This window comes from Sphingomonas sp. Y38-1Y (genome assembly GCF_032391395.1).
Lineage (GTDB): Bacteria > Pseudomonadota > Alphaproteobacteria > Sphingomonadales > Sphingomonadaceae > Sphingomonas.
In genome coordinates this window covers 2,551,777-2,577,074 of the sequence record NZ_CP135916.1, presented here as the reverse complement: position 1 = coordinate 2,577,074, position 25,298 = coordinate 2,551,777, and the positions used below count along the sequence as shown (strand labels likewise).

Genomic DNA, 25,298 nt, shown 5'->3' with positions numbered 1-25,298 from the left:
GAAATGGCAAGGCTTTCGTGGCACCGGTCGCCGCAATGACCGAACAATCCAGATCAGCGCGGCCGATCGCCGCCATCGTCCTCGCCGCCGGGCGGGGGACGCGCATGAAGTCAGACCTGCACAAGGTGCTGCATCCGATCGCCGGCAAGCCGATGCTGCACCATCTGCTGGGCAGCGTCGCGGCGCTCGGCGCCGAGCGGCAAGTCGTCGTCGTCGGCGACCGCCGCGAGCAGGTGGAGGCGGCGGTAGCACCGCTTGGGGTGGCGACCGCGCATCAGGCCGAGCAGCTCGGCACCGGCCATGCCGTCGCACAGGCCGGAGCAGCGCTGGCGGGCTTCGCGGGCGACGTTCTGATCCTCTATGGCGACGTGCCGCTGGTCCGGGCCGAGACGATGCGCGCGATGCTCGATCGCCTCAACGCCGCCGATGCGCCGGCGTGCGTCGTGCTCGGCTTTAGGCCCGCCGATCCGGGCGCCTATGGCCGCGTGATCGTCGAGGGCGACCGCATCCTGCGCATGGTCGAGTTCAAGGACGCCTCGCCGGAGGAGCGCGCAGTCGACCTGTGCAATTCGGGGCTCATGGCGGTGCGGGGCGAGGACCTGTTCGGCCTTTTGTCGCGGGTCGGCAACGACAATGCGGCGGGGGAATATTACCTGCCCGACATCGTCATGCTGGCGGCGACCGACGGGCGCGCTTCTGCGGTGATCGAGACGGTTGCGGATGAGGTCGACGGCGTCAACAGCCGGACCGAACTCGCGTGGCTGGAGGCCAAGTGGCAGGCCGCCCGGCGCGCGCAGGCGATGGTCGGTGGCGCGACGCTGATCGCGCCGGAGACGGTGTGGTTCTCGCACGACACGGTGCTCGGCCGCGACGTGACGGTCGAGCCCAACGTCTGGTTCGGGCCGGGCGTGACGGTCGCCGATGACGTGACGATCCACGGCTTCTCGCACCTGGAGGGCGCGCAGGTCGCGAGCGGGGCGGAGATCGGCCCCTATGCCCGCCTACGTCCCGGTGCAGACATCCGTCAGGGCGCCAAGGTCGGCAATTTCGTCGAGCTCAAGAAGGCGGTGCTGGGCGAAGGCGCCAAGGCGAACCACCTGTCCTATATCGGCGACGCCGATGTGGGGCCCGACGCCAATCTGGGCGCGGGGACGATCACCTGCAATTATGACGGCTTCGGCAAGTACCGGACGGTGATCGGCGCGGGCGCGTTCGTGGGATCGAACAGCGCGCTCGTCGCGCCGGTGACGATCGGCGACGGCGCGATCGTCGGCGCAGGCTCGGTGGTGACCGCCGACGTGCCCGCCGATGCGCTGGCACTGGCGCGCGGGCGGCAGGAAGTGCGCGAGGGATGGGCGGCCCGGTTCCGTTCGATGATGAAGGCGCGAAAGGCGGCGAAGTAACATGTGCGGCATCGTAGGGATTCTCGGCACGACGGACGTCGCCGACCGGTTGTTCGACGGGCTCAAGCGGCTCGAATATCGCGGCTATGACTCGGCGGGCATCGCGACGCTGCACGATGGCGTGATCGAGCGCCGGCGCGCGCAGGGCAAGCTTGCCAATCTCGGCAAGCGGCTGGCCGAGGAACCGCTGCCCGGTCATGTCGGCATCGCTCACACCCGCTGGGCGACGCATGGCGCGCCGACCGAGGACAATGCGCACCCGCATGTCGCGGGCGCGGTCAGCGTCGTCCACAACGGCATCATCGAGAACTTCAAGCCGCTGCGCGACGAGCTGATCGCGGCTGGCCGCTCGTTTAACAGCCAGACCGACACTGAAGTCGTCGCGCACCTGATCGACCAGGCGCTGGAGCGGACCGGCGACCCCGTCGCAGCGGTCCGCGAGGTGCTCCCGCGGTTGCACGGGGCGTTTGCGCTGGCGATCCTGTTCCGCGATCATCCCGAACTTCTGATCGGCGCGCGGCTCGGGTCGCCGCTGGTCGTCGGGCATGGCGATGGCGAGACGTTCCTCGGCTCCGACGCGCTGGCACTGGCGCCGCTGACGCAGCGGATCGCCTACCTGGACGAGGGCGACTGGGTGGTGATCGGGCGCGACGGCGCTCAGGTCTATGACAGCGACAACACGCCCGTCGAACGGCCGGTCACGATCAGCGGCGTCACCGGCGCGCTGATCGACAAGGGCAATCACCGCCACTTCATGCAGAAGGAGATCTTCGAGCAGCCGATCGTCGTCGCCCAGACGCTGCGCTCGTACCTTCAGCGGCTGGAGGGGCAGATCGTCCTTCCGATCCCCGAATTCGACCTGTCGGGGATCAAGCGCGTGACGATCGTCGCGTGCGGCACGAGCTTCTATGCCGGCATGGTCGCCAAATACTGGTTCGAGCAGTTCGCGCGCGTGCCCGTCGACATCGATGTCGCGTCCGAGTTCCGCTATCGCGCGCCGGTGATGGAGCCGGGCGGGCTGATGATCGTCATCAGCCAGTCGGGCGAGACCGCCGACACGCTGGCGGCGCTGCGCCATGCCAAACAGGAGGGGCAGACGATCGCCGCGGTGGTCAACGTGCCCACCAGCACGATGGCGCGCGAGGCGGACCTGCTGCTCCCCACCCATGCCGGGCCCGAGATCGGCGTCGCCTCGACCAAGGCGTTCACCTGTCAGCTGGCGGTGCTGTCGGCGCTCGCCGCCAACCTTGCCAAGGCCAAGGGCCGCCTGTCGACCGAGGACGAGCGCGCGCTGGTGCGCCACCTGGCCGAGGCGCCGGCGTCGATCAACGGCGCGCTCGCCTATGACGAGGCGATCGAGGCGATGGCGCCGCTGATCGCGGGCGCGCGCGACGTGCTGTATCTCGGCCGCGGTACCGACTATCCGCTGGCACTGGAAGGCGCGCTGAAGCTCAAGGAAATCAGCTACATCCACGCCGAAGGTTACGCGGCGGGCGAGATGAAGCATGGGCCGATCGCGCTGATCGACGACGCCGTGCCCGTCATCGTCATCGCGCCGTCGGGGCCGCTGTTCGAGAAGACCGTCTCGAACATGCAGGAGGTTCAGGCGCGCGGCGGCAAGGTCGTGCTGATCTCCGACTATGACGGGATCGAGGCGGCGAGCGAGGGCTGTATCGCGACGATCACCATGCCCAAGGTCCACCCGCTGATCGCGCCGATCGTCTATGCGGTGCCGGTCCAACTCCTCGCCTATCACGTGGCGGTGGCGAAGGGCACCGACGTCGATCAGCCGCGCAACCTGGCGAAGAGCGTCACCGTCGAGTAGCGGCGCTTCTCACTTCGATCGGCCTGTCGAGGGTTAATGATTGCCTGACAGTATAATCATTAGCTGACAAAGCTAATTATTGTGTGACACCTGAACGGCATTGGCAGAGGCTGGCTTTGATGAAGTCGCCAGTGCGGAGTCGGTGCCTAGGCTGACTGTCGAGCGGCATCCAACTGATCGTATGCGGCGATGCGCTGTTGGATCATAACGAGCATGTCAGATCTGACACCCGCGCTTCGCATCACCGCCCAAGGCTTCAATGGCTGACGGTCGGCGACCATCCGCGCAATTGAGTAGTCGACGCGGCGGAGCTGGAAAGCGCCGAGCGCCTCGGCATGCCCATCGATCGCGGCAATGGTGCGCGGCAGCTTGTCACGCCGCTTGCCGATCCAGCCGCGGCGGCCGAGCAGCTCACGCTCGAGCGACGCTGCCGTTACCTGCGCGGGCGGCGCGAACGAACGGACCCTGGCCGCAGCGCGTCCGACGCGTTCAGCAAGGTCATCGTCGAGCCGTCGCCAGTCGCGGCGAGGACCGGGCTTCGTTCGCCGCGTGGAGCGTGACTTGGCGGGAGGCGACGCCGCAGCGGCAAGCGGTCGGTTCGCCCGCGTCGACGGCCGGATGCTCCACGTAGTGTCGATCGACAACTCTGCGGCGAGCGAGGCCACAGTCTTCGGATCAACACCGAGTCGGTTCGCCACGCTCCTTAACGTCGCCCCTGCCGCCACGAGATCGGCGAGTGCCGGGCGCAGCAGCGGCCCGAACTCCTTGAAGCGGCATCGGCCGAGTTCGCCGGCGGCGCTGATCGATCGGGTGTAGCGATAGCCGCAGCCACACGAAAAGACAGCGACCGACGCCTGCCTGTTGCGATAGATCCTGAGATCGTTGACCACCAGCTGACCATGATGATCCGCAAGCGGGTTGCGGCACAGCCAGGGCCCTGGTCCGCATGGATCGGCCTGCCTCTCCCGGGAGCCGAGCAGATCCCGCATCAGCAGATGCTCCAGCGGATGTGCCGCCTTGCGCTGACGCCGGGCCAGCGTGGCGAGCCATTCTCCCTGTCCCCGGCCAGCCTTCGCGAGCCCGGGGAAGCGGCCGAGAATCGTGCCGAACCGGGCAGCGAACGCTTCCCCAAGAGCGACTTGGTCTACCTTCAGACGCGACCGCATCAGACCCCGAAGTCGAAGCTCGCCGCGATAGAAGGCGGTCACCTCATCAAAATCGACGGGTCCGACGTCGCCGCGGTCGAGAAGCGCGGCGCTAGCGCGCGCAAGGCGGAGAAGCACCTCCCCCTCGGCGTCGGACGGCGCGTGCGTGACCGGCGGCGCATCTGGCGGGCATGCGCGCCGAGGTGCTGATCCCCGTCAGCGTGATCAGATGTTGGCGCCCGACGCGCTCGCGCGCGAAGACGTGCCGCCGCAGCCCGATTTTCCGCTCGAATGCGCGCAACGCGCGCTCACGCGCCTCGCTAGCGGCATCGGCCCCCGCGGACGCGATTGCATCGACGACATCGGCCAGTGGGACGTCCTCCCATTCCGGCTGGCGGGTCGCCTGCAGCATGAGCATCACCGAGCGGCCCTCGGCGCTGAGCGGCGCCTCCAGCGCGCTCACACGACCACCGGTCTCCAGCATTCCGATTGACGAAAGCCAGCACTGGTAAAAGCGCCAGGTCATCATGTCGCCGGCGAACAGGTCGTGCTTCCGTTCGTCGCCCGCGAGCCACCGGGCGTCGATCCCGGTGAGGACGCGGAGGAGCAGCTCGTGCTGCTCTTCCGCGAAATGGATGTCGGGGAAGCCGAGGCGGCCCTGCCAGAACGCGTCGCGCACGGTGCGCCACGTGCGGCCGTCCTCATCCTCCAGCGCGCTCTCGCCGGCGCGCAGCCACCAGCCCCAAGGCAGATCGCCAACATGGCGAGCCGATCCCGCCATGCTCAGCCGCCCCTCTGGGGATCAAGGCCGATCGCGGGAAGCGGGGGCCCCTCGCGCGGGGGCACCGGCTCGCCATCGGCAATCGCGCGCAGCTGGGCGGCGAGGTTGACTACCTCGCGGACGACGTAGGCGTCGTCGCGGTACTCGGCGCTGGTCTCGGCCGCCATGAAGCGATTGCCGTGAGTGCGGCTGCCTGGAACGACATCGTAGAGGTGGTTGCAGCTGAAACCGAACCACCACGCATGCGCATCGGCCGCCCGGTAGTCGGTCGCGTGCTTCAGCGGCTCATACCGCAGAGGCTCCAGCGACACGTGGCAGATCCGCCGCGCCTCCGCCACGATACGCCGCTGGGGACTCGGGCCATCCTGGCAGATCTCCGAATAGGTCAGGCCGCCATGCACCTCGATGCCGAGTTCGGGCGAGATGGCCTCATGGTCCCAACCCCAAAGCGGGTGATCGCCCGGGACGCCCACAAAGCCCGACAGGAAGGCGCCATCGGTGTCGCGCAGCATGATGCAGTCGTAGCCGCTTGCCTCGTCCCGCCATGCCACCTTGTCGGCCTCGCCGAGCCACGGGCCATCGCCGCTGGGCTTCGCGCCGTGCACGTAGAAGATCTCGTCCGCGAGAACCGTCCGGTCGCGAGTGGCATAGGCGCGGCCCGTGACGAGCACGGTTCCCTCTTCGCGGGCGATGGAGCCGCCGGTCCCCGGCAGCTTCGTGACCGCCCGCTCAGAACCGAGGATCGGCGCGAGCGCCGTGCCCGTGCCGATGCTCTCGGGTTTCGCTGCCGTCGCCTTCCGCCCGCGGCTGGGCACGATCGACTTCGACTTGCTCGGCTTCCTTGCCATCGTCTTCTCCTTCGAAGTTGGGTCTCGGGGTTGTGCGTGATGTCAGGGCCGTCCGGCGGGGCGGGGGGCGGGCGCATACCGCTCGCGCCACGTCACCTTCTCGATCATCGGGCCGAGCGCCTTCGGCCTCGCGTCAACCGAGTAGATGTGGCCCGCCAGCCACCACTCCTCTTCGGTGCGGCGCGCGTCCGGCACGTCGCGCCACCAGCACTTCGGCTCTCGCTCGCCGTCCCAGCGGTAACCACGCCCCCGCAGCACGTCCTTCAGCTCGAAGGCGGCGCCGATGGCCCGGAAGCGCCAGCTGGGCGAACGGGCGGTGGCCAGCATCTCAGACAGCGCTGTCCCCCCGCTTGGCAGCTGGTGCGCCAGCAGGGCAATGACCGCGTCGACGTCGTCGCGGGCGCGGTGCGCTCCGTGGAAGAACCCGGCCTGCGCGAGCAGCCAGCCAAGCGAGCGACCATCGAATCCGCTCGCTCGCCAATCGATGTCCGCGCATGAGCACGCCCAGTTCAGGCCGGCGGCCGCGGGCAGGCGGCGCTCGATGTGACCGCGATCGAAGGCGGCATTATGCGCGCAGACGAAGTCGGCCGAAGAGAGCAGGCGCACCACCGCGTCGTCGTCGATCGCCTGGCCGGCGAGATCGGCGTCGGTGATGCCGGTCAGCCTGACGATGTCCGCGGGCAGCTCGCGACCGGGATCCTCGAGCCACGAGTAGCTGCGATCGATCTTCACGATCAGCCCATCGGGGTCGCACCGAAACCGGCGCAGCGCGAGCTCGACAATGACGTCGTCAGCGCCGAGGCCGCTGGTCTCGACGTCGACGACCACGCCGATCGTGGTGTTGACGCGACCGCCGACGCCAGTCTCGCCCTCACGCACATCGAGACGGCGAAGCAGGCGAAACTCGCCGGCCACATCAAGTTCGGCGTCTGAATGCTGCTTCAGCATGCGGAGCTCCCCTTCGCTGGTCTTTGCGGTGCCCGGGAGCATCAGCCGACGAACCGCTGCTCGACGTTGAGGTCGAGGCCGGCGGCGAGCGGCGAGATCGGATCGGCGGCGATCAGCGTCAGCGTGTCGCTGATCGCCGGCGACAGCAGCGCCTCGACGAGCGGATCGGTGGCGTCGAAGCCTGCGGCGATGCGCGCTTCGATGGCGTCAGGGCCCAGGCGCTGGTGCAGGCGCTCAGCCACCTCGGCCTCGCCGGTGGCGATCGACGCGTGGAACGCCTGCACCGTCTCCGCACCGCGGTTCGCCACCACCGTGGCGGTGAACAGCCGCGCCACACTGGCCTTGTCCCCATCCTCGCCGCTATCGCCGGCATCGTCGTCGTCCGGCATTTGCGGGCGCCTCGCGCCGCAATCATCGGCGGGAGCGAGGGCATCCACCGCGTGTGGGTCGGCGTCGAGCCCGAGCGACAGTGCGTGCACGAGCAGGCCGCGCAGACAGCCCTCCCGGTGCAGGCACGCATCGATCGCGCTTGCCCCGTGGAACAGGGCACGAGGTGCCAGGAGCCAGCTCATCGGGTCGTGGGCGACGCCATCACGCTGGAACCGTGCCCCGGTCTCGGCCGCCACGAGCGCCAGCCGGATTAGCGCGCGCCGCGTCGTGCGGGTTGCGATGTCTGCGGGGGAGTCGGGGTCGAGCGGGTCCTCATAGGAGAAGGGCGCGGCGGGGACGGCGGCGCGGTAACCACGGCCCGTGAATGTCGCTTCCATTCGTCATCTCCATGCCGCCAGCTGCTGCACCGGGACGCGGCCCGGCGGCGGGACCTGCGCAACCCTGAAGTAACTACAGGGTCATAACAGTTCAACCTTTCGAGATATATCGAAATATGCGGCTGTGCTGTCCCGATCTGAATCACACCTCGAGGCGGCCAAGCATCGGGCGTTGCGGCTGACGATGGTTCGTCTAGTCTGGAGGAATGGAAAAGATGAAGGCGATCACCGTAATGAGCGCGCTGGCCCAACCGACCCGGCTAGCCGTGTTCTCGCTGCTGGCGCGGGCAGGGGAGGAAGGGATGACCGCCGGCGACCTCGCCGAGCGGACCGGCACCCCGTCAAACACGATGAGCAGCCACCTGACGATCCTGTCGCACGCCGGGCTGGCGACGTCCCGGCGAGCCGGACGCAACATCTTCTACCGGGCGCTGCCTGACGCGATCAGGCAGCTCACCGTCTTCCTCATCAAGGACTGCTGCGATGGCTGCGCGGCCATCTGCGACGATCTCGAAGGAGACCTCAACGCCTGCCGAAAACCGAAGCTGGCGAAGTCTCGACCATCCGCCTCGGCGTGAACCTAGCCGCTCACGGCGGCGACGCACCGCCGCATCTAGGTGGGAGGAAGGGCCGGCTGCTCGCAGGCGTTCGCGACAGGTTCCATCACCGGGTGTTCGGCCATGCGTTGGTCTGGCTCGCCCCGCTACCCTCCAGCACCTTCGCCACCCGTTCCAGCGCCTCCCCGATGCTGGTCATCGAGCAGCTTCCAGTATTGCGCCGCAAGAAGGACTGCGGGCGCGATAAGGCTGACGGTCGGCTCACGGCCGCTCGTTCGCGCGGCGTGTAGAGGAGCAGGCGCAGTGATCAATCGGTGAAAACCGATCCTTCTTGATCAGAGCAGTATCATCGGGTAATCCCGATGAATGACCAATCATGAAGCCCTCGCTGCTTTAGCCGCGCTGGCCCACCCGACACGGCTTGAGGCATTCAGGATTCTCGTCGCGCATGAGCCGGATGGCCTGACGACCGGCCAGCTGGTGACACGCACCGGACTGACGCAAAGCACCTTTTCGACCCACCTCGCGGTTCTCGCCAAGGCAGGCCTCGTCACATCCGAGAAGCGCGGGCGCAACTTCGTCCAGCGCGCCGACATCGCCGCGCTGCGCGCGCTGATGCTCTTTCTCGCCAAGGACTGCTGCCAGGGGCGAGCCGAACTGTGCGAGCCGCTCCTTACCGAACTCGCCTGCTGCTGACCTGGAGATCCGCGTGACCGACGTCGTCATCTACCACAACCCCGACTGCGGCACGTCCCGCAACACGCTCGCCATGATCCGAAACGCCGGCATCGAGCCGCATGTCGTCGAGTATCTGAAGACACCGCCTGCCCGCGCGCTGCTCGTTGACCTGATCGGCCGCGCCGGCCTGACGCCGCGTCAGCTGCTGCGCGAGAAGGGCACCCCCTATGCCGAACTCGGCCTGGGCGATGAGAGCATCAGCGACGAGGAGCTGATCGACGCCATGATGGAGCACCCCGTGCTGATCAACCGGCCGCTCGTCGTCACGCCGCTCGGCGTTCGTCTCTGTCGGCCGTCCGAAGCCGTGCTAGACCTTCTGCCCGAGCCGCAGCGGGGCGCCTTCGCGAAGGAGGACGGCGAGCAGGTCGTCGACTCCGCCGGCCAGCGCGTCGCCTGATGACGTCGCTGGCTTCAGAGGTTCAACAGCCCGGCATGAGCACATTCGAGCGATACCTGACGCTCTGGGTGGCGCTCTGCATCGTGGCCGGCATCGGCCTCGGGCATCTGCTGCCCGGCGCCTTCGCGGCGATCGCCGCTGCCGAAGTCGCGCGGGTGAACCTCGTCGTCGCCGTGCTCATCTGGCTGATGATCATTCCCATGCTGCTCAAGATCGACTTCGGCTCGCTCGGGTCGGTGCGCCAGCACTGGCGCGGCGTCGGCGTCACCCTTTTCATCAATTGGGCCGTCAAGCCGTTCAGCATGGCGGCGCTGGGCGCCTTCTTCATCGGATGGCTGTTCGCCGACCTGCTGCCGGCGGGGCAAGGTCCATCCTACATCGCCGGCCTTATACTGCTCGCCGCCGCGCCGTGCACGGCGATGGTCTTCGTCTGGTCGAACCTGTGCGACGGTGAGCCCACCTACACGCTTAGCCAGGTCGCGCTGAACGACATCCTGATGGTGTTCCTGTTCGCGCCGCTGGTGTCGCTGCTGCTCGGCGTCGCCGCGATCACCGTCCCTTGGGACACGCTGCTCATCTCCGTCGCGCTCTACATCGTCGTGCCGGTGGTCGTGGCGCAGATCGTCCGACGCGCCGTGCTGACCAGCGGTGGCCAGGAATCCCTGGATCGAGCGCTCGCGCGGCTTGGTCCGGTTTCGCTTCTCGCCCTGCTCACAACCCTGGTGCTGCTGTTCGGCTTCCAGGGCGAGCAGATCCTGGCGCAACCCGCCGTGATCGCGCTGCTCGCCGTGCCCATCCTGATCCAAGTCTACCTCAACGCCGGCCTCGCCTATTGGCTGTCCCGCCGGTTCGGGGTCGCCTGGTGCGTTGCCGCACCCGCCGCGTTGATCGGCGCGTCCAACTTCTTCGAGCTCGCGGTTGCGGCGGCGATCAGCCTCTTCGGCCTGAACAGCGGCGCCGCGCTGGCCACAGTCGTGGGCGTGCTGGTGGAGGTGCCCGTGATGCTCTCGGTGGTGTCGATCGTGAAGCGGACACGCGGATGGTACGAGTCCGGTGCGCACGCATGACAGGCATGGTGTTCACCGACGTTCCGCCCGGCGGCCGCGACGTCCTGCGCCTCCAGTTGGAGGTTGCCGGCCTTCCCGTCGATGACCTCGACCAGGCCGGCAGACTGTTCTTCCGTCTTTCCGACGATGATGGTCCCATCGGCTACGTGGGGTTGGAGGGAGAAGGTCCCGACCGGCTGCTCAGGTCGCTGGTGGTGATGCGGAGCCGCAGAGGCCAGGGTCATGGGCGCGAACTCGTTCGGCGCCTGGAGCAGGTCTGCGAAGACGCGGTCGAGCGCCTCCACCTGCTGACAACGGGCGCCGCACCGTTCTTCCGCAGCCTCGGCTACATCGATGCGGATCGCGGCCAGGCACCGCCGGCGATCGCGTCAAGCGCCCAGTTCGCGTCGCTCTGCCCGGCAAGTGCCACGTATCTCGTCAAGGATCTCGCATGAACCGGCTGCGCCGACTGTCAGACGCGGACCTGCTGCCTGCCCTCGATCAGGAGTATGTCCTCCGCCACCCGGCGCAAGGCCTTGGCGACGACATGCCGCCGCCCCGCATCCTGCTGCTCTACGGCTCGCTGCGCGAGCGGTCCTTCTCACGGCTCGCAGTCGAGGAAGCCGCCCGCCTTCTGCAACTGTTCGGCGCGGAGACCCGCATCTTCGACCCGTTCGACCTTCCTCTGCCCGATCAGGCGGAGGGCGACGATCACCCAGCCGTGCACGAGCTGCGCGAGCATGCGTTCTGGTCCGAGGGCATGGTGTGGTGCAGCCCCGAGCGCCACGGCCAGATCACCGGGATCATGAAGGCGCAGATCGACCACCTGCCGCTGGAGATGAAGGGCATGCGCCCGACGCAGGGCCGCACGCTCGCGGTCATGCAGGTCTCAGGCGGCTCGCAGTCGTTCAACGCCGTCAACACGCTCCGCCTGCTCGGGCGGTGGATGCGGATGTTCACGATCCCCAACCAGTCGTCGGTCGCCATGGCCTACAAGGAGTTCGACGAGGCCGGGCGCATGCGGCCATCCAGCTACTACGACCGCATCGTCGACGTGATGGAGGAGCTGGTGCGGTTCACCGTCCTCATGCGGCCCCATTCGGCCCAGCTCGTCGACCGATATTCGGAGCGGAAGTCGGCGGGCCGGCGCGTCGAGGCCGAGGATCACTCGGCGGTGGCGATCGCCGCCGAACCCCGGGCGGTCTTGTAGCAAGCACTGCTAGAGCAGGCCCGCGCGTCCGCTCGACCCACCTCGGAACACGATGACGTTAGCGTCCGCTTCAAGGCCAGCCGGCGGATCCACGTTCTCGACGACGATGAACTGACCCACGTCCTTCAACGACGCGAGATGGCTGAAGAAGTGCTGCTTCAGCGACGAGGCGACCAGCGCACGCTCGTCCTCCGTCAACGCGTCGTCGCCGATCGGATCGCGGTAGGTGAGCAGCGGCGTATCGAGCACCAGGAAGCCGGGATGCGGCAGTCCGCGGTCCTTGCAGAATATCAGCAACGCGACCTTGAACGCGGCGTGCGTGATGGCACGGACGCCCTTGCCGTTATGACCGCGCAGCTTCCCGTCGATACGCAGATCGTAGCTGGGCTCATCGAACGACACATGGCGCTCGCCTGGGAAGTTCCACGCGGTGAGGACCTGGCTCACTACCTGGGCGAACTCGTGCGCCGTGGGACCATCGACGCCGATCCGCGGACGATCCGCCTTAGCAGCGGGCCTGCGTGCCGCGATCTCGGCGCGACGTTCCAGAAGCGACGTCCGCTGATCGATCAGCGCTAGGCCGCGCCTGACTTGATCCCGGACCTCCATGATCTCGGAGATGGCGCGCCGCGCCTCGGTGGCGCCCGGCGTCAGACGCTCCAGCTGCGCCTCAGTTTCCTGGAGGCTTCCCTGAACGGTAGGCAGATGGTCAACAAGCCTTCGTCGATCCGAGATCAGTTGAGCCATGGTGCTTGCCAGATCGGCGCGCTGCCTGACGATCTTCGCGGCTTCGGCGGCTGCCGCGGCGCGCACTCGCTCGACGTCGCCGACCTCCTCATGATGATGCTGGCTGTCGGGCGCAGCCCCGCACAGGGGGCAGTCCCGCCCGCCGCCAAGCGTCAGCAGGAATCCCGCCTCGTCCAGCGCCTCAAGGCGCTGGATGTCGGACACATAGACCGAATCGAGCTGCGCGAACCGCTCAAGGCTCAGGTCGATGTCGTCGAGGCGGGCCGTGGCCATAGAGACCTCCAACCCCAGACGCCGCTTGCGTTCGAGCAATTCCCGGATCGAGCCCTGCGCCGCGTCGAGATCGGCCTGGGCAGCGGCAAAGGACGCCTCAAGACGGTCGTTCTGGTCCTTCAGTTCGCCAGCGTCGGCGAACCCGTTCTCGATCTCCGAGTCGACGGCCGCGAGCATGTCGTCCAGCATCTCGATCTGTGCCGAGGTGGATGACTTGAAAGTGCGGCTGTCCACCACCTCGACGATCGCGCTGTCGTCGATCCCAGTCAGCAGCAGCTTGTAGGCACTGCGCTCCGCCGTCTGGGTCACGGGGCTTCCGGTCTGTATGGGCGAACCCTCGCTCTGGATTGTCGTCTCGTCGACGATGCAGAAGCGCGATATGTCGCGGAAGCTGAGCGACCGCTTCTTCCCGTTCGCGTCGACCGCGATCCGCTTCCCGCGCAGACCGACCTGACCCAACAGGAACTGCGATAGGTTCGCGTCGTCAGTGTGATCGTGCTTGGCGCCGAGGACGCGGACATCGTCCGCACCATCCTGCGGAACGACCAGGCCTGGGCGGACGGCGAAGTTCCCGCCAGCCAGTGCGCGCGACAGCATCTCGTCGCCGTCTGGTGTCGACAGGCCTAGCCAGACTCGCTCATACGGGCGTCGCTCGCTGATGTCCGGCAGCAGCCGCGAGCCGCCCAGCATGTAGTCAATCGCCTTGGTGGCGAAGGACTTGCCCGTGTTCGAAGCGCCGTAGACGAGGTTGAGCCCATCGGCGAAGTCGAGTTCGGAGACGATGCCCGGACCCGAGAAGGCGATCTTGCGGATCACGATCGTCATCAGGATCCACCGCCAGGTTGGGCGCCGTCCGAGCTGAACTCGACCGACCACCTGTCCAGCCGATGCTCCACCTGCCGCGCCAATTCCTCGGCGGACAGATCGGCGAAGTGGTCGACGAGCCACTTCGCGCAAGTCTTCAAGGCTTGGGCGTATTCGGTGCGCATCAGGCTGACGAACGGCGCCGCCTCGTCGCTCGCGCGGAACGAGACGCCATGTTCGTCTGCGACAGCGTCGACGAGGTGGACGCGCCGCATGAGCGTGAGACTGTCCTCGACAAGCCTTCGGCGGACGAGCAGCTCCCCGGTCCGCTCAGGCAACGGAGGGTGCAGGCTCGGCGGCCCGCCCGCGTCTCCCGTGTGAACGACCAGGTGGTCGAACCAGGTCAGCCGGGCGAGGTCGAGCGTCCGTGGATAGGCCGCATCCAGCACGATGACCGCACGGGTGCCCGTCTCGAGCTTGCTGTTGAAAAGCCCGATCACCTCGGACCGGTCGATCACCTCTTCCACACGAACTTCCCGTCGTTGGCGAAGTGATGGCAGAAGCCCTGCTTCACCGGGACCCGCGCGTGCCGCGCGAGCAGTCCGCCGGGCGTCACGGCGGCCGCCTGCGACATCACGGCGTCGATCCGCCCGAGCGTGTCGCCATGATTGCCGCGATAATGGCCGCTGACGCCGTGATAGACATCGTCGTGAAGGGCCTCGAGATCCTCCTCCAGCGTGTTGTCCCTGTAGAACCGGTTGAAGGCGTCGGCTTCGAAGAACCGCTTGCGCTGATCCTGCAGGTGCTCGCCGAATTCGGGATGATCCCCCACGGCGACGTGATCGTCGAACGGCGATCCGGCGCGCTCGCCATACGCGTCGATGAGCTGGCCGAGATACAGCTGTTCGCGGACGTCCACGTCCAACGGCACGATACCGCGGGGCGCGGGGCCGGGGTCTGCGCCGAACCACTTCGCCAGCACGGGCGCCGCAGTCTCGTCGCCCAGGATGTCGTCGACCGTCAGCCGCTTGACCTGGCCGAAGTCGAACGCGTTGACGAGCGCCAGCAGCGACCCCTCCAGCGCGATGGTCTGCCCGGTCACGATCTTCTTGGCGCAAACCGCGTTCCAGCGGTCGATCAGCGCCGTGCGCAACTCGGATGGATTGAAGACCAGTTTCTCCAGATCCCGGCCCATCCCGCGTGGGGCGACGAAGAAGTAGGCGGTCGGCGGCGTGAATTCGCCGCTATCGCTATGATACAGGATCTTGCCCAGCTCGAGCAGCGCTGACGACGTCGCCAAGGTCCGCCCATACTGCTTGCACTGATAGTTGTGCCATGGCCCCTCGTGACGTCGATCGGTCAGGAAGCCCACGATGTCGCGACCCAGATCGCCCGCGCCGGAGAACCGTTGGACCTCGACATAGTCCGACGTCTTCCGCGCGATCCAGTCGCGGACGAACCGTTCCAAGTCCTCGTCTTCGAGCGCCAGAATCTCGCGGTGGAATCCCATCGACATGGCATAGCGGCGGCGTCGCGCACCCGGCAAGGATGTCGTGCCGGTGCATCTGATCCGACGAACGATGAGCTAGCTTGCGTTGTCGCGAAGTCTCTCGTCGCCGAACGCCTCCAGGATGCGGCAGTCGCCCACCGTGCCACCCGCGCAGTTCGAGATGATGGCGGAGAGCTCGCGTCGCAGGCCGCGCAGGTCGGCGATCTTGCGATCCACGTCGGCCAGGTGCTTCGACGCGATGGCATCGATTGTGTCGCACGAACGGTCCCGTTGGCGCGCCAGGTCCAGCATCGCCCTGATCTCCTCGAGCGTGAAGCCTAGGTCCCGCGTCTTCCGGATGAAGCGCAGCCTGTCGAGATCGCCCGTTGAGTACGAGCGGTAGTTGCCGCCCGTCCTGGCCGGCGGTGCGATCAGGCCCGCCCGCTCGTAGTAGCGAATCGTCTCCACCTTCACGCCGGTCGCGGCGGCCAGTCGTCCGATCGTCAGGTCGGCCACGAAACCCCTTGAGTCTATAGTTGCTACAGGGTCCATATACCCATCCACGTCGAGTCGCACGAGGTGGAAATGGCCTGCAGCAGCTGCGCGTCGGGGAAGCCCGACCCCAACAACAGCCCGTCGTGGCGCCGCGCGCTCTGGATCGCGCTCGCCGTGAACGCGACCATGTTCGTCGCCGAGATGGCGGCGGGCGTCGCGGGCGGCTCGAAGGCGCTGCAGGCGGACGCGCTCGACTTCCTGGGCGACGCCGCGAACTATGCGATCAGCCTCGGGGTCGCGGGCATGGCGCTCGCCTGGCGAGCCCGCGCGGCCCTGCTGAAGGGCGGCACACTGGCGCTGCTCGGCATGTACGTGTTCGCCACGACGGCCTGGGCGGTCGGGCACGGCGGCACGCCCGAGGCCGAGGTGATGGGCGTGGTCGGCGTGGCCGCCCTAGTCGCCAACGCCGCCGTCGCGATGATGCTCTACCGCTACCGGACGGGCGACGCGAACATGCGCTCCGTCTGGATCTGCTCGCGCAACGACGCCATCGGCAACGTCGCCGTCGTCCTCGCCGCCGCCGGCGTGTTCGGCACCGGCACTGCCTGGCCGGACCTGCTCGTCGCCGGGACCATGGCCACGCTCGGCATCTCGGGCGGCGTCCAGATCATCCGGCAGGCGCGCGCCGAGCTGAGCCGCGAGCGTCGCGCCCAGATCCTACAGAGGGGAGCAGCATGATGACGGACCTCGTCAAGTCGAGACTGCGCGAACTCGTCGGGCTTGAACTCGAGCGACACGACGCCTCGGCCGCCATCGGCGACATCGGCGCCGCCTGGTGGGCGCTGGAACGTGCCCACATCCTTTCGCAACCCGATCTTCCGCTGCACCTGCGGGTGCACTGGACCATGCTCGGCTATGCCGTTCGCCAGCGCGACCTGCGCGAAGTCGCGGGCCAGACGCTGCGGCTGGCCCTGGCGCCGATCGGCTCGCTGACGGGTCGGATACCGGTCGGCAACACGGGCCGCTCCAACGTCAGCGCGTTCCAGCCCATGCCGATCCCCGCAGACCTGCGTGCCACGATCGAAGCGGAGCCGAAACCGTGACCGCTCCGTCGCTGACACGCCGGTCAGACGATGCTATGCGGTCCCTCGTGTCACGCATGCTGCGCTTCCTGATCGGCCTCGCGCTCCTAGCCTCCATGGGGCTGGGCGTGGCCGCGCACGCGAACGAGCAGATGTGCATCCCGGGTGTCGAAGCGGCCGCGGTCGCCGGTCACGTCGATGGCGATGCCGACCAGGTGCCCGCCGATTCCGAGAAGGGCTACCCGCATCACCACGGTGGCTGCCACGGCCACCACGTCGCCGCCCCGCTCGACCGGGTGGCGCACGCCGCCCCGCGAGCGAGCGCGGGCGAGCACATGGCCGGCGACAGCGCCGAACTCGCGATGGTCCAGGCCGACTCCACGCTGAGACCGCCGATCGCCTGACGTGCGCCGCGCCGCCGGAACCCGGCGGCCGTCATCCCACGTCAGGAGCAACACATGCATCGCATCATCGCGGCCGCGCTGGCCGCATCCGTCTGCGCATCGTCCGCGCAGGCGCAGACCAGTCCACCGGCAGCCGCGCAGGATGGGCTCACGCTTGAACAGGCGCTCGACCTCGCAGGCGCCAATGCGCCGGGGATCGGGGCAGCGGACGCCGGGGTCAGGGCCGCCGAGGCCCAGCGCCGCGTCGCCGGGCAGCGGCCCAACCCCTCGGTCAACGTGGAGGTCGAGAACGTCGTCGGCACGGGCGCATACAGCGGCATCCGCGGCGCCGAGACGACCGTCGGCATGTCGCTGCCGCTGGAGCTCGGCGGCAAGCGCTCCGCGCGGATCGCAGTGGCGGACACGCAGACCGCCCGTGCCCGACTGGCGGTGGTGACGGCCCGTGTCGATCTCAGGCTCCGCGTCACCCAGGCCTACAACGAGGCGGTGGCGTCCGAACGCCGGCTGCTGATCGCGCGCGACCAGCGGCGCATCGCCACCGAGGGACTGAGGGCGGCGAACGTGCGCGTCCGCGCCGGCCGGGCCTCCCCACTGGAGGAGCAGCGCGCCGACGTCGCTCGCATCAACGCGGACACCGCGCTCGCCCAGGCCGAGCGGGCGGTGACACTCGCGCGCGCCAACCTGGCACGGCTGATCGGGCGCGACCCCGGCGCCCTCGATCTCGGCTGGTTCGACAGGGTCGCCGCCGGCCTCGGCCCGCGGCTTCCCATCAGTCCGGAAGGGACGCTTGCCCTGGCCGCGGCGGAGGCGGAGGTCGCGACCGCCAATGCGCAGGTGCGGTTGGCGCGCAGCCAGCGGGTCCCGGACCTCACGCTGAGCGCAGGTGCCCGCCGGCTGGAGGCCACCAACGACGTGGCGGCGGTATTCGGCGTCAGCGTGCCGATCCCGTTGTTCAACAACGGCCGCGCCGGCGTCGACGCCGCCCGCGCAGAACGGGACCAGGCCGAGGCGCTGCGGCGGGTCGCGCTGTTCGACGCGCAGCGGGCGATCGCCACGGCGGAGACCGACCTCGCCAACGCGGAGGCGAACGCGCGAGCGGCAAACGGCCCGGCGCTCGCGGCGGCTCAGGAGGCCGCCCGCATCGCCCGCATCGGTTACCGCGAGGGCAAGTTCGGCCAGCTCGACCTGCTCGAGGCGGAGCGCACGCTCGCCCAGACCCGCTCGGCCGCCATCGACGCGCTCGCCGCCTATCACGACGCCGAGGCGCGCCTGGAGCGGCTCACCGCCCGCGCGCCAGCCAACACGGAAGTCCAGCCATGAAGAAGACCATCCTGCGGGCGCTCGTCCCCGCGACCCTAGCACTGACGCTCGCCGGCTGCGGCGGCGGCACCGAAGCGCCGGCGGAGAACGCCGCCGGCGAGCACGCGGCCGAGGAAGGCCACGCCGAGGAGGGCGTGGTCACGCTCACCCAGCAGCAGATCACCGACGCGGGCATCGAGGTCGTCCGGCCGACGGTCGGCGGCGTCGCCGGCGCCATCGAGGTGAGCGCCACGATCGAGGGCGATCCGCAGGGCGTGCAGGTCGCGTCCGCCGCGATCGGCGGGCGGCTCGTATCGCTGACCAGGAACCTTGGGCAATCCGTCGGACGCGGCGACGTGCTCGCCGTGATCGAGAGCCGCGAGGCGGCATCGCTGAAGGGCGAGATCGAGGCGGCGCGCGCCCGGGCGGCACTGGCACAGTCCAACCTCCGGCGCGAGCAGCGTCTGTTCGCCGAGCGCGTCTCGCCCGAGCAGGACCTGATTGCCGCCCGCACGGCGGCGACCGAGGCCAACATCGCGCTCCGCCTCGCGCAGCAGCAGCTCGCCGCAACCGGCGGCGGCGGAGGGGCGCTCAACCGCGTCACCGTGCGCTCGCCCATCTCCGGGCAGGTCATCGCCCGGTCGGCCACCCTCGGCCAGACCGTGGCGGCGGACGCGGAGCTGTTCCGCATCGCCAACCTGTCGAAGGTATCGGTCGCGATGTCGCTGCTGCCGGCGGATGCCGGGCGCGTGCAGCCCGGCGCGCAGGTCGAGGTCACAGGTCCCGGGCGTCGGCAGGCCGCACGGGTCACGTTCGTGTCGCCGGTCCTCGACGAGACCACCCGGCTGGTGCCGGTCATCGCCACGCTCGACAACGGCGGCAACACCTGGCGCGTGGGCGAGACCGTCAACGCGTCCGTCATCGTGCCGGCAGGCGGCGACCGGACCGTCGCCGTGCCGTCGGCCGCCGTCCAGATGATCGAGGACAAGCCGCACGTCTTCGTGCGCACCGCGACCGGCTTCAAGGCGGTGCCGGTGACGCTCGGCCGTCGCAACGGCGGCCAGGTCATAGTCACGGCCGGTCTCAACGGTGACGAACGCATCGCGTCCACCAACTCCTTCACCCTCAAGGCCGAGCTCGGAAAGGGCGAGGCGAGCCATGAGGACTGAGCCATGATCGCCCGCATCGTCACCTTCTCGGTGGAGCGGCGCTGGTTCGTCCTGCTGCTCACCGCCGTCGCCGCCATCGCCGGCATGCTCGCGCTCCAGCGGCTGCCGATCGATGCCGTCCCCGACATCACCAACAACCAGGTCCAGATCAACGTCGTCGCACCAGCGCTCTCACCCGACCAGGTCGAGAAGCAGGTCGCCTTCACGGTAGAGACCGCGCTCGCCGGCATCCCCGGCCTCGAATACACCCGCTCGCTCAGCCGCAACGGGTTCGCCCAGATCACGGCGGTGTTCGACGAGGGCACCGACATCTACTTCGCGCGCCAGCAGGTGTCCGAGCGCCTGCGCACGGCCGAGGAGGACCTGCCAGAGGGCGTGAACCCCGAGATGGGCCCGATCGCCACCGGCCTCGGCGACATCTTCATGTGGACCGTCGAATACCGCGAGCTCGACAAGGTCAACCACAAGAGCGGCGAGCCCGGGCTGCAGCCCGACGGCAGCTACATCAGCCCGGAAGGCGACCACCTCGTCAGCGAGGCTGACAAGGCGACCTACCTGCGCACCGTGCAGGACTGGATCGTCGCGCCGCAGCTGAAGGGCACCGCCGGCCTCGCCGGCATCGACTCGCTGGGCGGCTACACCAAGGAATATCTGGTCGTCCCCGACGTGCAGCGCATGGCCGCGATGAAGATCACGCTGCAGGACCTCGCCACCGCGCTCGAGCGCAACAACACCAGCGCCGGTGCTGGCGTGGTCAATCGCAACGGCGAGGGACTGTCGGTGCGCGCCGATGGCCGCGTCCGCACCGCGGACGAGCTCGCCCGGACGGTGATCGCCACCCGCGAGGGCGTGGCGATCGTGCTGAGCCAGGTGGCGGAGGTCAGGACGGGACAGGGCCTGCGGATGGGCTCGGCGTCCGAGAACGGGCGCGAGGTGGTCGTCGGCACCGCCGTCATGCGGATCGGCGAGAACAGCCGCACGGTCTCCACCGGCGTTTCGAAGCGCCTGGAGGAGATCGGACCGTCGCTGCCGGTCGACGTGGTGGTCAAGCCGGTGCTGAACCGCACCGACCTGGTCAACTCGACCATCGCCACCGTGGCGCGCAACCTCGCCGAGGGCGCGCTGCTTGTGATCGTCGTGCTGTTCGCTCTGCTGGGCAATTTCCGCGCGGCGCTGATCGCCGCGATGGTGATCCCCATCACCATGCTGCTGACCAGCATCGGCATGCTGCAGGCCGGCGTGTCCGCCAACCTGATGAGCCTGGGGGCGCTCGACTTCGGGCTGATCGTCGACGGCGCCGTGATCATCGTCGAGAACTCGCTGCGGCGGCTGGCCGAGGCGCAGCACGGACGCGACGACGCGCTGCCGCTGAAGGAACGGCTCGCCATCGTCGCGGCGTCCGCCCGCGAGATGATCCGCCCGTCCGTCTACGGGCAGGCGATCATCATCCTCGTCTACGCGCCGCTGCTCACCTTCACGGGCGTCGAGGGCAAGATGTTCGAACCCATGGCGCTAACGGTGATCATCGCGCTGGTCTTCGCGTTCGTCCTGTCGCTGACCTTCGTGCCCGCCGCGATCGCGATCTGGCTGAGCAAGCGGGTGGAGGAAAGGGAGGGGCGGATCATATCCGCGCTCCGCCGGCGGTACGAGCCGGGACTCGACACCGCCCTGCGCCGCCCCAACGCCACGCTCGGCATCGCGGTGGGCGCACTCGCGCTGTCGGCCGTCGCCTTCACGACGCTCGGACAGGAGTTCCTGCCGCAGCTCGACGAGGGCAACGTGCTGGTCCAGGCGATCCGCATCCCCGGCACGTCGGTCGACCAGAGCCAGGCGATGCAGGCGCAGGTCGAGAAGGCGATCGCCAAGGAGCCGGAGGTCCAGTTCGCGTTCTCCCGGACCGGCACGTCCGAGATCGCATCGGACCCGATGCCTGCGAACATCACCGACACCTTCGTGATCCTGAAGCCGAGGGAGCAGTGGCCCGACCCGAACCTCGGCAAGGCCGAGTTCGTCGAGCGGCTCGAGAAGCGCCTCTCGACCCTGCCGGGCAACAACTACGAGATCACCCAGCCCATCCAGATGCGCTTCAACGAGCTCATCGCGGGCGTGCGCGGCGACGTCGCGGTCAAGGTGTTCGGCGACGACTTCGCGCAGATGAACGCGACCGCCGAGGCGATCGCCGGCGTGCTGCGCCGGACGCAGGGCGCGACGGACGTGCGGGTCGAGCAGACGGAGGGGCTGCCGATGCTCGACATCCGGCCGAACCGCACCGCGATGTCGCGGGTCGGGGTGACTGCCGGCGACGTGCAGGACACGGTCGCCGCCGCGATCGGCGGGCGCGAGGCCGGCATGATCTTCGAGGGCGACCGGCGGTTCCCGGTCGTGATCCGCCTGCCTGAGGCGGCACGCTCCGACCTCACCGCCATCGCGCAGGTGCCCGTGCCCACGGCCGAGGGCGGGTTCGTGCCGCTCTCCACCGTGGCCAACATCGAGATCGTCGACGGCCCGAACCAGATCAGCCGCGAGAACGGCAAGCGCCGCGTCGTCGTGCAGGCGAACGTGCGCGGCCGGGACGTCGCAGGCGTCGTGGCGGACGCGCAGGCGGCGATCGGCGCCCGGGTGAAGATGCCGCCAGGCACCTACCTCGAATGGGGCGGCCAGTTCGAGAACCTGGCGTCGGCGCGTGACCGGCTGATGGTCGTGGTGCCGATCTGCTTCGCGGTCATCATGCTGCTGCTCTACGGGGCGCTCGGCTCGGTCCGCGACGCGCTGATCGTCTTCACCGGCGTGCCGCTGGCCCTGGTCGGGGGCATCCTCGCGCTGCTGCTAAGGGGCATGCCGTTCTCGATCTCGGCCGCCGTCGGCTTCATCGCGCTGTCGGGCGTCGCGGTGCTCAACGGACTGGTGATGCTGTCCGCGATCCAGGACCTGCTGGCGCGAGGCCTCGACCGGGCCGCGGCCGCCCGCGAGGGCGCGCTGGCGCGCCTGCGGCCCGTCGCGATGACGGCGCTCGTCGCCTCGCTCGGCTTCGTGCCGATGGCGCTGGGCCATGGCGCGGGGGCCGAGGTGCAGAAGCCGCTGGCGACGGTCGTCATCGGCGGGCTGATCTCGGCCACGCTGCTGACGCTGTTCGTGCTGCCGACGCTCTACGCCCGCTTCGGCCAGCGAAGGATCGAGGCGAGCGCGACGGACGCAACCACCGACATCGAAGGAGTGCAGACGCATGGCGCATGACCACGGCCCCGGGGGCCATTCCCACGACCACACCGCCGGCGCGAACGCGAAGATGCTCGGCTGGGCGCTCGCGCTCACGTCCACCTATCTGGTGGCGGAGGTCATCGGCGGCTTCGTGTTCAACAGCCTCGCGCTGCTGTCCGACGCAGCCCACATGCTCACCGACGTCGCCGCGCTGGTGATCGCGCTCATGGCCATCCGGATCGGGCAGCGTGCGCCCGACGATCGCCGCACGTTCGGCTACCGCCGGTTCGAGATCCTGGCCGCCGCGTTCAACGCGATCCTGCTGTTCGGCATCGCGATCTACGTGTTCGTCGAGGCGGTCCAGCGCTTCACCGATCCCGAGCCGGTGCAATCGTGGGGCATGCTGATCGTCGCGGCGGTCGGCCTCGTCGTGAACCTGATCTCGATGCGGCTGCTGACCGCCGGCAAGGACGGCAGCTTCAACGTGAAGGGCGCCTATCTCGAGGTGTGGGCGGACATGATCGGGTCGGTCGGCGTCATCGTCGGCGCGCTGGCGATCCGCTTCACCGGCTGGACTTGGATCGATCCGATCGTCGCCGTGGCGATCGGCCTGTGGGTGCTGCCGCGGACGTGGGTCCTGCTGCGCGACACGACGAACGTGCTGCTCGAGGGCGTGCCGTCGAGCCTGCGGCTCGTCGAGGTGCGGGCGGCGGTCTCGGCCGTCCCCGGCGTCGCGGGGCTCCACGACCTGCACGTCTGGTCGATGTCGAACGAGGACGTCAGCTGCACGATGCACGTCACGCTGGCACCGGGCGCGGATGCCGACACCGTCCGCAAGGCCGTGGCGGACCTGATTCACGAGCGGTTCGGGATCGAGCACGCGACGATCCAGACCGAGGGACCGGGCGAGGCGTGCGAGGAGAGCGGGCATCTCCATAGCTGACGACGGGAAGCCGCCGGCGGCGCCGCGGGGGCCACGCCGGTGGACGGACGAGGACGACGCCGAACTCCGCGTCCGCCTCGAGGCGCGCCAGCAGACGGCGCAGATCGCCCGGGAGATGGGAAGGACGATCGACGGCCTGCGAGGCCGGGCGCAGGTGCTGGGACTGACCCTCACGCCGTCGCAGCGGCCGTGGCGGTCGTTTCCGCGGCGCGGGTGATCAGGGCTCGAAGGCGGTGATGATGGGGCAGGCCCCTGCCGACCCGCTGCCACACGCGTCGGCCAGCCGAACGAGCGCCGACCGCGCGTCCTGCAGCTCTGCGATCCTCGCATCCAGCGCCGCCACGCGCGACCTCGCCAGCTCGCGCGCCCGCACGCGGTCATCGACGGCGTCCAGCTCGAGCAGTTCGCCGATCTCGTCCAGCGTGAACCCAGCACCCTGCGCCGACCGGATGAAGCGCAGACGACGGACGTCGGGCTCGCCGTAGCTGCGGAACCCGCTGCCGCCCGGCCGCTTGGGTTCGCTGAGCAAACCCCGGCGCTGATAGTAACGCACCGTCTCGACGCCCACCCCGCCAGCCTCCGCCAATCGTGCGATCGTCATCCTCGACATGGGCTATTGACTCCGGACCATACTACGGACCCTATATGGGCCGGGTGCAGTTGAACCGCAAACAGGAGCACCCCGTGTCCCAACGTCCCACCGCCGTCCTTCACCGCATGGTGATGCCCACCCATACCTGCCCCTATGGCCTCAAGGCGCTGGACCTGCTCCGGCGCAAGGGCTTCGAGGTCGAGGACCATCATCTCACCACCCGCGCCGAGACCGACGCCTTCAAGACCGCGCACGACGTGAAGACGACGCCGCAGGTGTTCATCGGCGGCGAGCGCGTCGGCGGATACGACGACCTGCGACGGCATTTCGGCCTGCACGTCGCCGAGCCCGGTGCCACCAGCTACCGCCCGGTGATCGCGCTCTTCGCCATGACCGCACTGCTCGCTCTGGCGGCCAGCCATGCGGCGTTCGGCACTCCGTTCACGCTCCACGCGCTGCAATGGTTCGGCGGGTTCAGCATGGCCGTCCTGGCGCTGCTCAAGCTGCAGGACGTCGAGAAGTTCTCGACCATGTTCCTCAACTACGACCTGCTCGCCAAGCGCTGGGTCCGCTACGGCTACGTCTACCCCTTCGCCGAGGGCTTGGCCGGCGTCCTCATGGTGGCCGGCGCACTGAACTGGCTTTCGATCCCGATCGCGCTGTTCATCGGCACGGTCGGCGCCGTCTCCGTCTTCAAGGCGGTCTACATCGACAAGCGCGAGCTCAAGTGCGCGTGCGTCGGTGGCAGCTCGAACGTGCCGCTCGGCTTCGTCAGCCTGACCGAGAACCTCGGCATGATCGCGATGGCGGTCTGGATGCTGACCGGCATGAGCGGAATGTGAGGACCGTGCGGGCAGCCGACGCGCAGCTGCCCGCACCGTCATCCAGCCGCCGCGACCGGTTCCAGCGTGCCAAGCCACGCGACGAGCGCCAGCACCGCGATCCCCAGCGCGGCCTCGAACGCCAAGCTCAGCCGCAACGCGCCGATCTCACGTCGCGCCGCCCCCGATGACGCGACCGAGCCAAGGGCCGGGGTCAGCCGAAACCTGTTCAAGGATGCCAGCCCCACCATCGCGGCGAACGCGCCCAGCTTGGCAAGCAGCAGCTGGCCGTAAAGCGTGAAGGGCAGGCTGGGCAT

The 25,298-nt window shown here is 68.8% G+C and carries 27 protein-coding genes; 16 read left to right on the top strand and 11 right to left on the bottom strand.

Annotation, left to right across the window (positions count from 1 at the left end; genetic code table 11):
• Nucleotides 1-35: 35 nt before the first annotated feature.
• On the top strand, nt 36-1,403 hold the full coding sequence (gene glmU, locus RS883_RS12280; RefSeq protein WP_315765114.1) for a bifunctional UDP-N-acetylglucosamine diphosphorylase/glucosamine-1-phosphate N-acetyltransferase GlmU: 1,368 nt from the start codon (nt 36-38) through the stop codon (nt 1,401-1,403).
• 1 nt (nt 1,404) lies between these two features.
• Nucleotides 1,405-3,228: a glutamine--fructose-6-phosphate transaminase (isomerizing) gene (glmS, locus tag RS883_RS12275; RefSeq protein ID WP_315760473.1), complete on the top strand. Its 1,824-nt coding sequence runs from the start codon at nt 1,405-1,407 to the stop codon at nt 3,226-3,228.
• Nucleotides 3,229-3,374: 146 nt separating this feature from the next.
• Here glmS and RS883_RS12270 read toward each other — a convergent pair whose 3' ends face one another.
• Genes RS883_RS12270 through RS883_RS12250 form a run of 5 tightly spaced genes read right to left on the bottom strand, consistent with a single transcriptional unit; the run spans nt 3,375 to nt 7,717 of the window.
• A complete protein-coding gene (locus RS883_RS12270) occupies nt 3,375-4,511 on the bottom strand; it encodes a TnsD family Tn7-like transposition protein (RefSeq protein WP_315760472.1) in 1,137 nt (378 codons plus the stop codon).
• A complete protein-coding gene (locus RS883_RS12265; protein ID WP_315760471.1) occupies nt 4,486-5,154 on the bottom strand; it encodes a hypothetical protein in 669 nt (222 codons plus the stop codon). The genes RS883_RS12270 and RS883_RS12265 overlap by 26 nt, the downstream gene beginning before the upstream one ends.
• A 2-nt stretch (nt 5,155-5,156) precedes the next feature.
• The gene (locus tag RS883_RS12260; RefSeq protein WP_315760470.1) at nt 5,157-6,002 is read right to left on the bottom strand and encodes a hypothetical protein; all 846 of its coding nucleotides are present in this window, start codon (nt 6,000-6,002) and stop codon (nt 5,157-5,159) included.
• A 42-nt stretch (nt 6,003-6,044) separates the two neighbouring features.
• The gene (locus tag RS883_RS12255) at nt 6,045-6,950 is read right to left on the bottom strand and encodes a 3'-5' exonuclease (protein WP_315760469.1); all 906 of its coding nucleotides are present in this window, start codon (nt 6,948-6,950) and stop codon (nt 6,045-6,047) included.
• A 41-nt stretch (nt 6,951-6,991) separates the two neighbouring features.
• Nucleotides 6,992-7,717 (bottom strand): hypothetical protein, encoded by a 726-nt coding sequence (locus RS883_RS12250; protein WP_315760468.1) that lies wholly within the window; start codon nt 7,715-7,717, stop codon nt 6,992-6,994.
• Between the two features lie 215 nt (nt 7,718-7,932).
• On the opposite strand from RS883_RS12250, the gene RS883_RS12245 reads away from it, so the two are divergent.
• From RS883_RS12245 to arsH, 6 genes are all read left to right on the top strand, one after another.
• Nucleotides 7,933-8,295, top strand: a complete 363-nt coding sequence (locus tag RS883_RS12245) for a metalloregulator ArsR/SmtB family transcription factor (protein ID WP_315760467.1) — start codon at nt 7,933-7,935, stop codon at nt 8,293-8,295.
• 345 nt (nt 8,296-8,640) lie between these two features.
• The gene (locus RS883_RS12240; protein ID WP_315760466.1) at nt 8,641-8,970 is read left to right on the top strand and encodes a metalloregulator ArsR/SmtB family transcription factor; all 330 of its coding nucleotides are present in this window, start codon (nt 8,641-8,643) and stop codon (nt 8,968-8,970) included.
• Between the two features lie 73 nt (nt 8,971-9,043).
• A complete protein-coding gene (locus RS883_RS12235) occupies nt 9,044-9,409 on the top strand; it encodes an ArsC/Spx/MgsR family protein (RefSeq protein ID WP_315765111.1) in 366 nt (121 codons plus the stop codon).
• Nucleotides 9,409-10,476, top strand: a complete 1,068-nt coding sequence (gene arsB / locus RS883_RS12230) for an ACR3 family arsenite efflux transporter (RefSeq protein WP_315760465.1) — start codon at nt 9,409-9,411, stop codon at nt 10,474-10,476. The genes RS883_RS12235 and arsB overlap by 1 nt, the downstream gene beginning before the upstream one ends.
• Entirely contained in the window at nt 10,473-10,910 is a 438-nt protein-coding gene (gene arsN2, locus RS883_RS12225) for an arsenic resistance N-acetyltransferase ArsN2 (RefSeq protein ID WP_315760464.1), read from the top strand. The genes arsB and arsN2 overlap by 4 nt, the downstream gene beginning before the upstream one ends.
• On the top strand, nt 10,907-11,665 hold the full coding sequence (gene arsH, locus RS883_RS12220; protein ID WP_315760463.1) for an arsenical resistance protein ArsH: 759 nt from the start codon (nt 10,907-10,909) through the stop codon (nt 11,663-11,665). The genes arsN2 and arsH overlap by 4 nt, the downstream gene beginning before the upstream one ends.
• A 9-nt stretch (nt 11,666-11,674) precedes the next feature.
• Here the strand turns inward: arsH and RS883_RS12215 are convergent, their stop codons facing one another.
• The 4 genes from RS883_RS12215 to RS883_RS12200 form a co-directional block, all read right to left on the bottom strand.
• Nucleotides 11,675-13,510 carry a hypothetical protein gene (locus tag RS883_RS12215; protein ID WP_315760462.1) on the bottom strand — a complete coding sequence of 612 codons (1,836 nt, stop codon included), beginning with the start codon at nt 13,508-13,510 and terminating at the stop codon, nt 11,675-11,677.
• Entirely contained in the window at nt 13,510-14,016 is a 507-nt protein-coding gene (locus RS883_RS12210; protein WP_206432935.1) for an ABC-three component system middle component 2, read from the bottom strand. Before RS883_RS12210 ends, RS883_RS12215 begins: the two co-directional genes overlap by 1 nt.
• Nucleotides 14,004-15,005 carry an ABC-three component system protein gene (locus RS883_RS12205; protein ID WP_164523809.1) on the bottom strand — a complete coding sequence of 334 codons (1,002 nt, stop codon included), beginning with the start codon at nt 15,003-15,005 and terminating at the stop codon, nt 14,004-14,006. The genes RS883_RS12210 and RS883_RS12205 overlap by 13 nt, the downstream gene beginning before the upstream one ends.
• 69 nt (nt 15,006-15,074) lie before the next feature.
• Complete coding sequence (locus RS883_RS12200; protein ID WP_425475056.1) at nt 15,075-15,494, bottom strand: MerR family transcriptional regulator; 420 nt, start codon at nt 15,492-15,494, stop codon at nt 15,075-15,077.
• A 69-nt stretch (nt 15,495-15,563) separates the two neighbouring features.
• Between RS883_RS12200 and RS883_RS12195 the strand changes: the two genes are divergently transcribed.
• Genes RS883_RS12195 through RS883_RS12165 form a run of 7 tightly spaced genes read left to right on the top strand, consistent with a single transcriptional unit; the run spans nt 15,564 to nt 23,568 of the window.
• The gene (locus tag RS883_RS12195) at nt 15,564-16,211 is read left to right on the top strand and encodes a cation transporter (RefSeq protein ID WP_066686809.1); all 648 of its coding nucleotides are present in this window, start codon (nt 15,564-15,566) and stop codon (nt 16,209-16,211) included.
• Entirely contained in the window at nt 16,211-16,576 is a 366-nt protein-coding gene (locus RS883_RS12190) for a DUF3703 domain-containing protein (RefSeq protein WP_315760461.1), read from the top strand. Before RS883_RS12195 ends, RS883_RS12190 begins: the two co-directional genes overlap by 1 nt.
• A 56-nt stretch (nt 16,577-16,632) precedes the next feature.
• The gene (locus RS883_RS12185; protein WP_126012581.1) at nt 16,633-16,959 is read left to right on the top strand and encodes a hypothetical protein; all 327 of its coding nucleotides are present in this window, start codon (nt 16,633-16,635) and stop codon (nt 16,957-16,959) included.
• A 54-nt stretch (nt 16,960-17,013) separates the two neighbouring features.
• Nucleotides 17,014-18,279 (top strand): TolC family protein, encoded by a 1,266-nt coding sequence (locus tag RS883_RS12180; protein ID WP_315760460.1) that lies wholly within the window; start codon nt 17,014-17,016, stop codon nt 18,277-18,279.
• A complete protein-coding gene (locus RS883_RS12175) occupies nt 18,276-19,427 on the top strand; it encodes an efflux RND transporter periplasmic adaptor subunit (RefSeq protein ID WP_066686818.1) in 1,152 nt (383 codons plus the stop codon). Before RS883_RS12180 ends, RS883_RS12175 begins: the two co-directional genes overlap by 4 nt.
• A 3-nt stretch (nt 19,428-19,430) precedes the next feature.
• Nucleotides 19,431-22,661 (top strand): CusA/CzcA family heavy metal efflux RND transporter, encoded by a 3,231-nt coding sequence (locus RS883_RS12170; protein WP_315760459.1) that lies wholly within the window; start codon nt 19,431-19,433, stop codon nt 22,659-22,661.
• Nucleotides 22,651-23,568, top strand: coding sequence for a cation diffusion facilitator family transporter (locus RS883_RS12165; RefSeq protein WP_315760458.1), 918 nt, complete (start codon nt 22,651-22,653; stop codon nt 23,566-23,568). The genes RS883_RS12170 and RS883_RS12165 overlap by 11 nt, the downstream gene beginning before the upstream one ends.
• 217 nt (nt 23,569-23,785) lie before the next feature.
• Here RS883_RS12165 and RS883_RS12160 read toward each other — a convergent pair whose 3' ends face one another.
• A complete protein-coding gene (locus RS883_RS12160; protein ID WP_066686826.1) occupies nt 23,786-24,178 on the bottom strand; it encodes a MerR family transcriptional regulator in 393 nt (130 codons plus the stop codon).
• A 35-nt stretch (nt 24,179-24,213) separates the two neighbouring features.
• Here RS883_RS12160 and RS883_RS12155 point away from each other — a divergent pair, with 35 nt between their 5' ends.
• Nucleotides 24,214-25,002: a MauE/DoxX family redox-associated membrane protein gene (locus RS883_RS12155; protein ID WP_409977346.1), complete on the top strand. Its 789-nt coding sequence runs from the start codon at nt 24,214-24,216 to the stop codon at nt 25,000-25,002.
• 38 nt (nt 25,003-25,040) lie between these two features.
• On the opposite strand, the gene RS883_RS12150 is transcribed toward RS883_RS12155, so the two are convergent.
• Nucleotides 25,041-25,298 carry a CopD family protein gene (locus tag RS883_RS12150; RefSeq protein WP_315760457.1) on the bottom strand — a complete coding sequence of 86 codons (258 nt, stop codon included), beginning with the start codon at nt 25,296-25,298 and terminating at the stop codon, nt 25,041-25,043.

Bases quoted from the DNA above. Each gene is read 5' to 3' on its own strand.
- RS883_RS12240 (WP_315760466.1), top strand. From the start codon at position 8,641: ATGACCAATCATGAAGCCCTCGCTGCTTTAGCCGCGCTGGCCCACCCG.
- glmS (WP_315760473.1), top strand. From the start codon at position 1,405: ATGTGCGGCATCGTAGGGATTCTCGGCACGACGGACGTCGCCGACCGG.
- RS883_RS12180 (WP_315760460.1), top strand. From the start codon at position 17,014: ATGCATCGCATCATCGCGGCCGCGCTGGCCGCATCCGTCTGCGCATCG.
- RS883_RS12150 (WP_315760457.1), bottom strand. From the start codon at position 25,298: ATGCCCAGCCTGCCCTTCACGCTTTACGGCCAGCTGCTGCTTGCCAAG.
- RS883_RS12160 (WP_066686826.1), bottom strand. From the start codon at position 24,178: ATGTCGAGGATGACGATCGCACGATTGGCGGAGGCTGGCGGGGTGGGC.
- RS883_RS12235 (WP_315765111.1), top strand. From the start codon at position 9,044: ATGATCCGAAACGCCGGCATCGAGCCGCATGTCGTCGAGTATCTGAAG.
- RS883_RS12195 (WP_066686809.1), top strand. From the start codon at position 15,564: ATGGCCTGCAGCAGCTGCGCGTCGGGGAAGCCCGACCCCAACAACAGC.
- RS883_RS12165 (WP_315760458.1), top strand. From the start codon at position 22,651: ATGGCGCATGACCACGGCCCCGGGGGCCATTCCCACGACCACACCGCC.
- arsB (WP_315760465.1), top strand. From the start codon at position 9,409: ATGACGTCGCTGGCTTCAGAGGTTCAACAGCCCGGCATGAGCACATTC.
- RS883_RS12185 (WP_126012581.1), top strand. From the start codon at position 16,633: ATGCTGCGCTTCCTGATCGGCCTCGCGCTCCTAGCCTCCATGGGGCTG.
- RS883_RS12205 (WP_164523809.1), bottom strand. From the start codon at position 15,005: ATGTCGATGGGATTCCACCGCGAGATTCTGGCGCTCGAAGACGAGGAC.
- RS883_RS12265 (WP_315760471.1), bottom strand. From the start codon at position 5,154: ATGGCGGGATCGGCTCGCCATGTTGGCGATCTGCCTTGGGGCTGGTGG.
- arsN2 (WP_315760464.1), top strand. From the start codon at position 10,473: ATGACAGGCATGGTGTTCACCGACGTTCCGCCCGGCGGCCGCGACGTC.
- glmU (WP_315765114.1), top strand. From the start codon at position 36: ATGACCGAACAATCCAGATCAGCGCGGCCGATCGCCGCCATCGTCCTC.
- arsH (WP_315760463.1), top strand. From the start codon at position 10,907: ATGAACCGGCTGCGCCGACTGTCAGACGCGGACCTGCTGCCTGCCCTC.
- RS883_RS12190 (WP_315760461.1), top strand. From the start codon at position 16,211: ATGACGGACCTCGTCAAGTCGAGACTGCGCGAACTCGTCGGGCTTGAA.
- RS883_RS12245 (WP_315760467.1), top strand. From the start codon at position 7,933: ATGAAGGCGATCACCGTAATGAGCGCGCTGGCCCAACCGACCCGGCTA.
- RS883_RS12260 (WP_315760470.1), bottom strand. From the start codon at position 6,002: ATGGCAAGGAAGCCGAGCAAGTCGAAGTCGATCGTGCCCAGCCGCGGG.
- RS883_RS12175 (WP_066686818.1), top strand. From the start codon at position 18,276: ATGAAGAAGACCATCCTGCGGGCGCTCGTCCCCGCGACCCTAGCACTG.
- RS883_RS12250 (WP_315760468.1), bottom strand. From the start codon at position 7,717: ATGGAAGCGACATTCACGGGCCGTGGTTACCGCGCCGCCGTCCCCGCC.
- RS883_RS12255 (WP_315760469.1), bottom strand. From the start codon at position 6,950: ATGCTGAAGCAGCATTCAGACGCCGAACTTGATGTGGCCGGCGAGTTT.
- RS883_RS12155 (WP_409977346.1), top strand. From the start codon at position 24,214: ATGGGCCGGGTGCAGTTGAACCGCAAACAGGAGCACCCCGTGTCCCAA.
- RS883_RS12215 (WP_315760462.1), bottom strand. From the start codon at position 13,510: ATGACGATCGTGATCCGCAAGATCGCCTTCTCGGGTCCGGGCATCGTC.
- RS883_RS12170 (WP_315760459.1), top strand. From the start codon at position 19,431: ATGATCGCCCGCATCGTCACCTTCTCGGTGGAGCGGCGCTGGTTCGTC.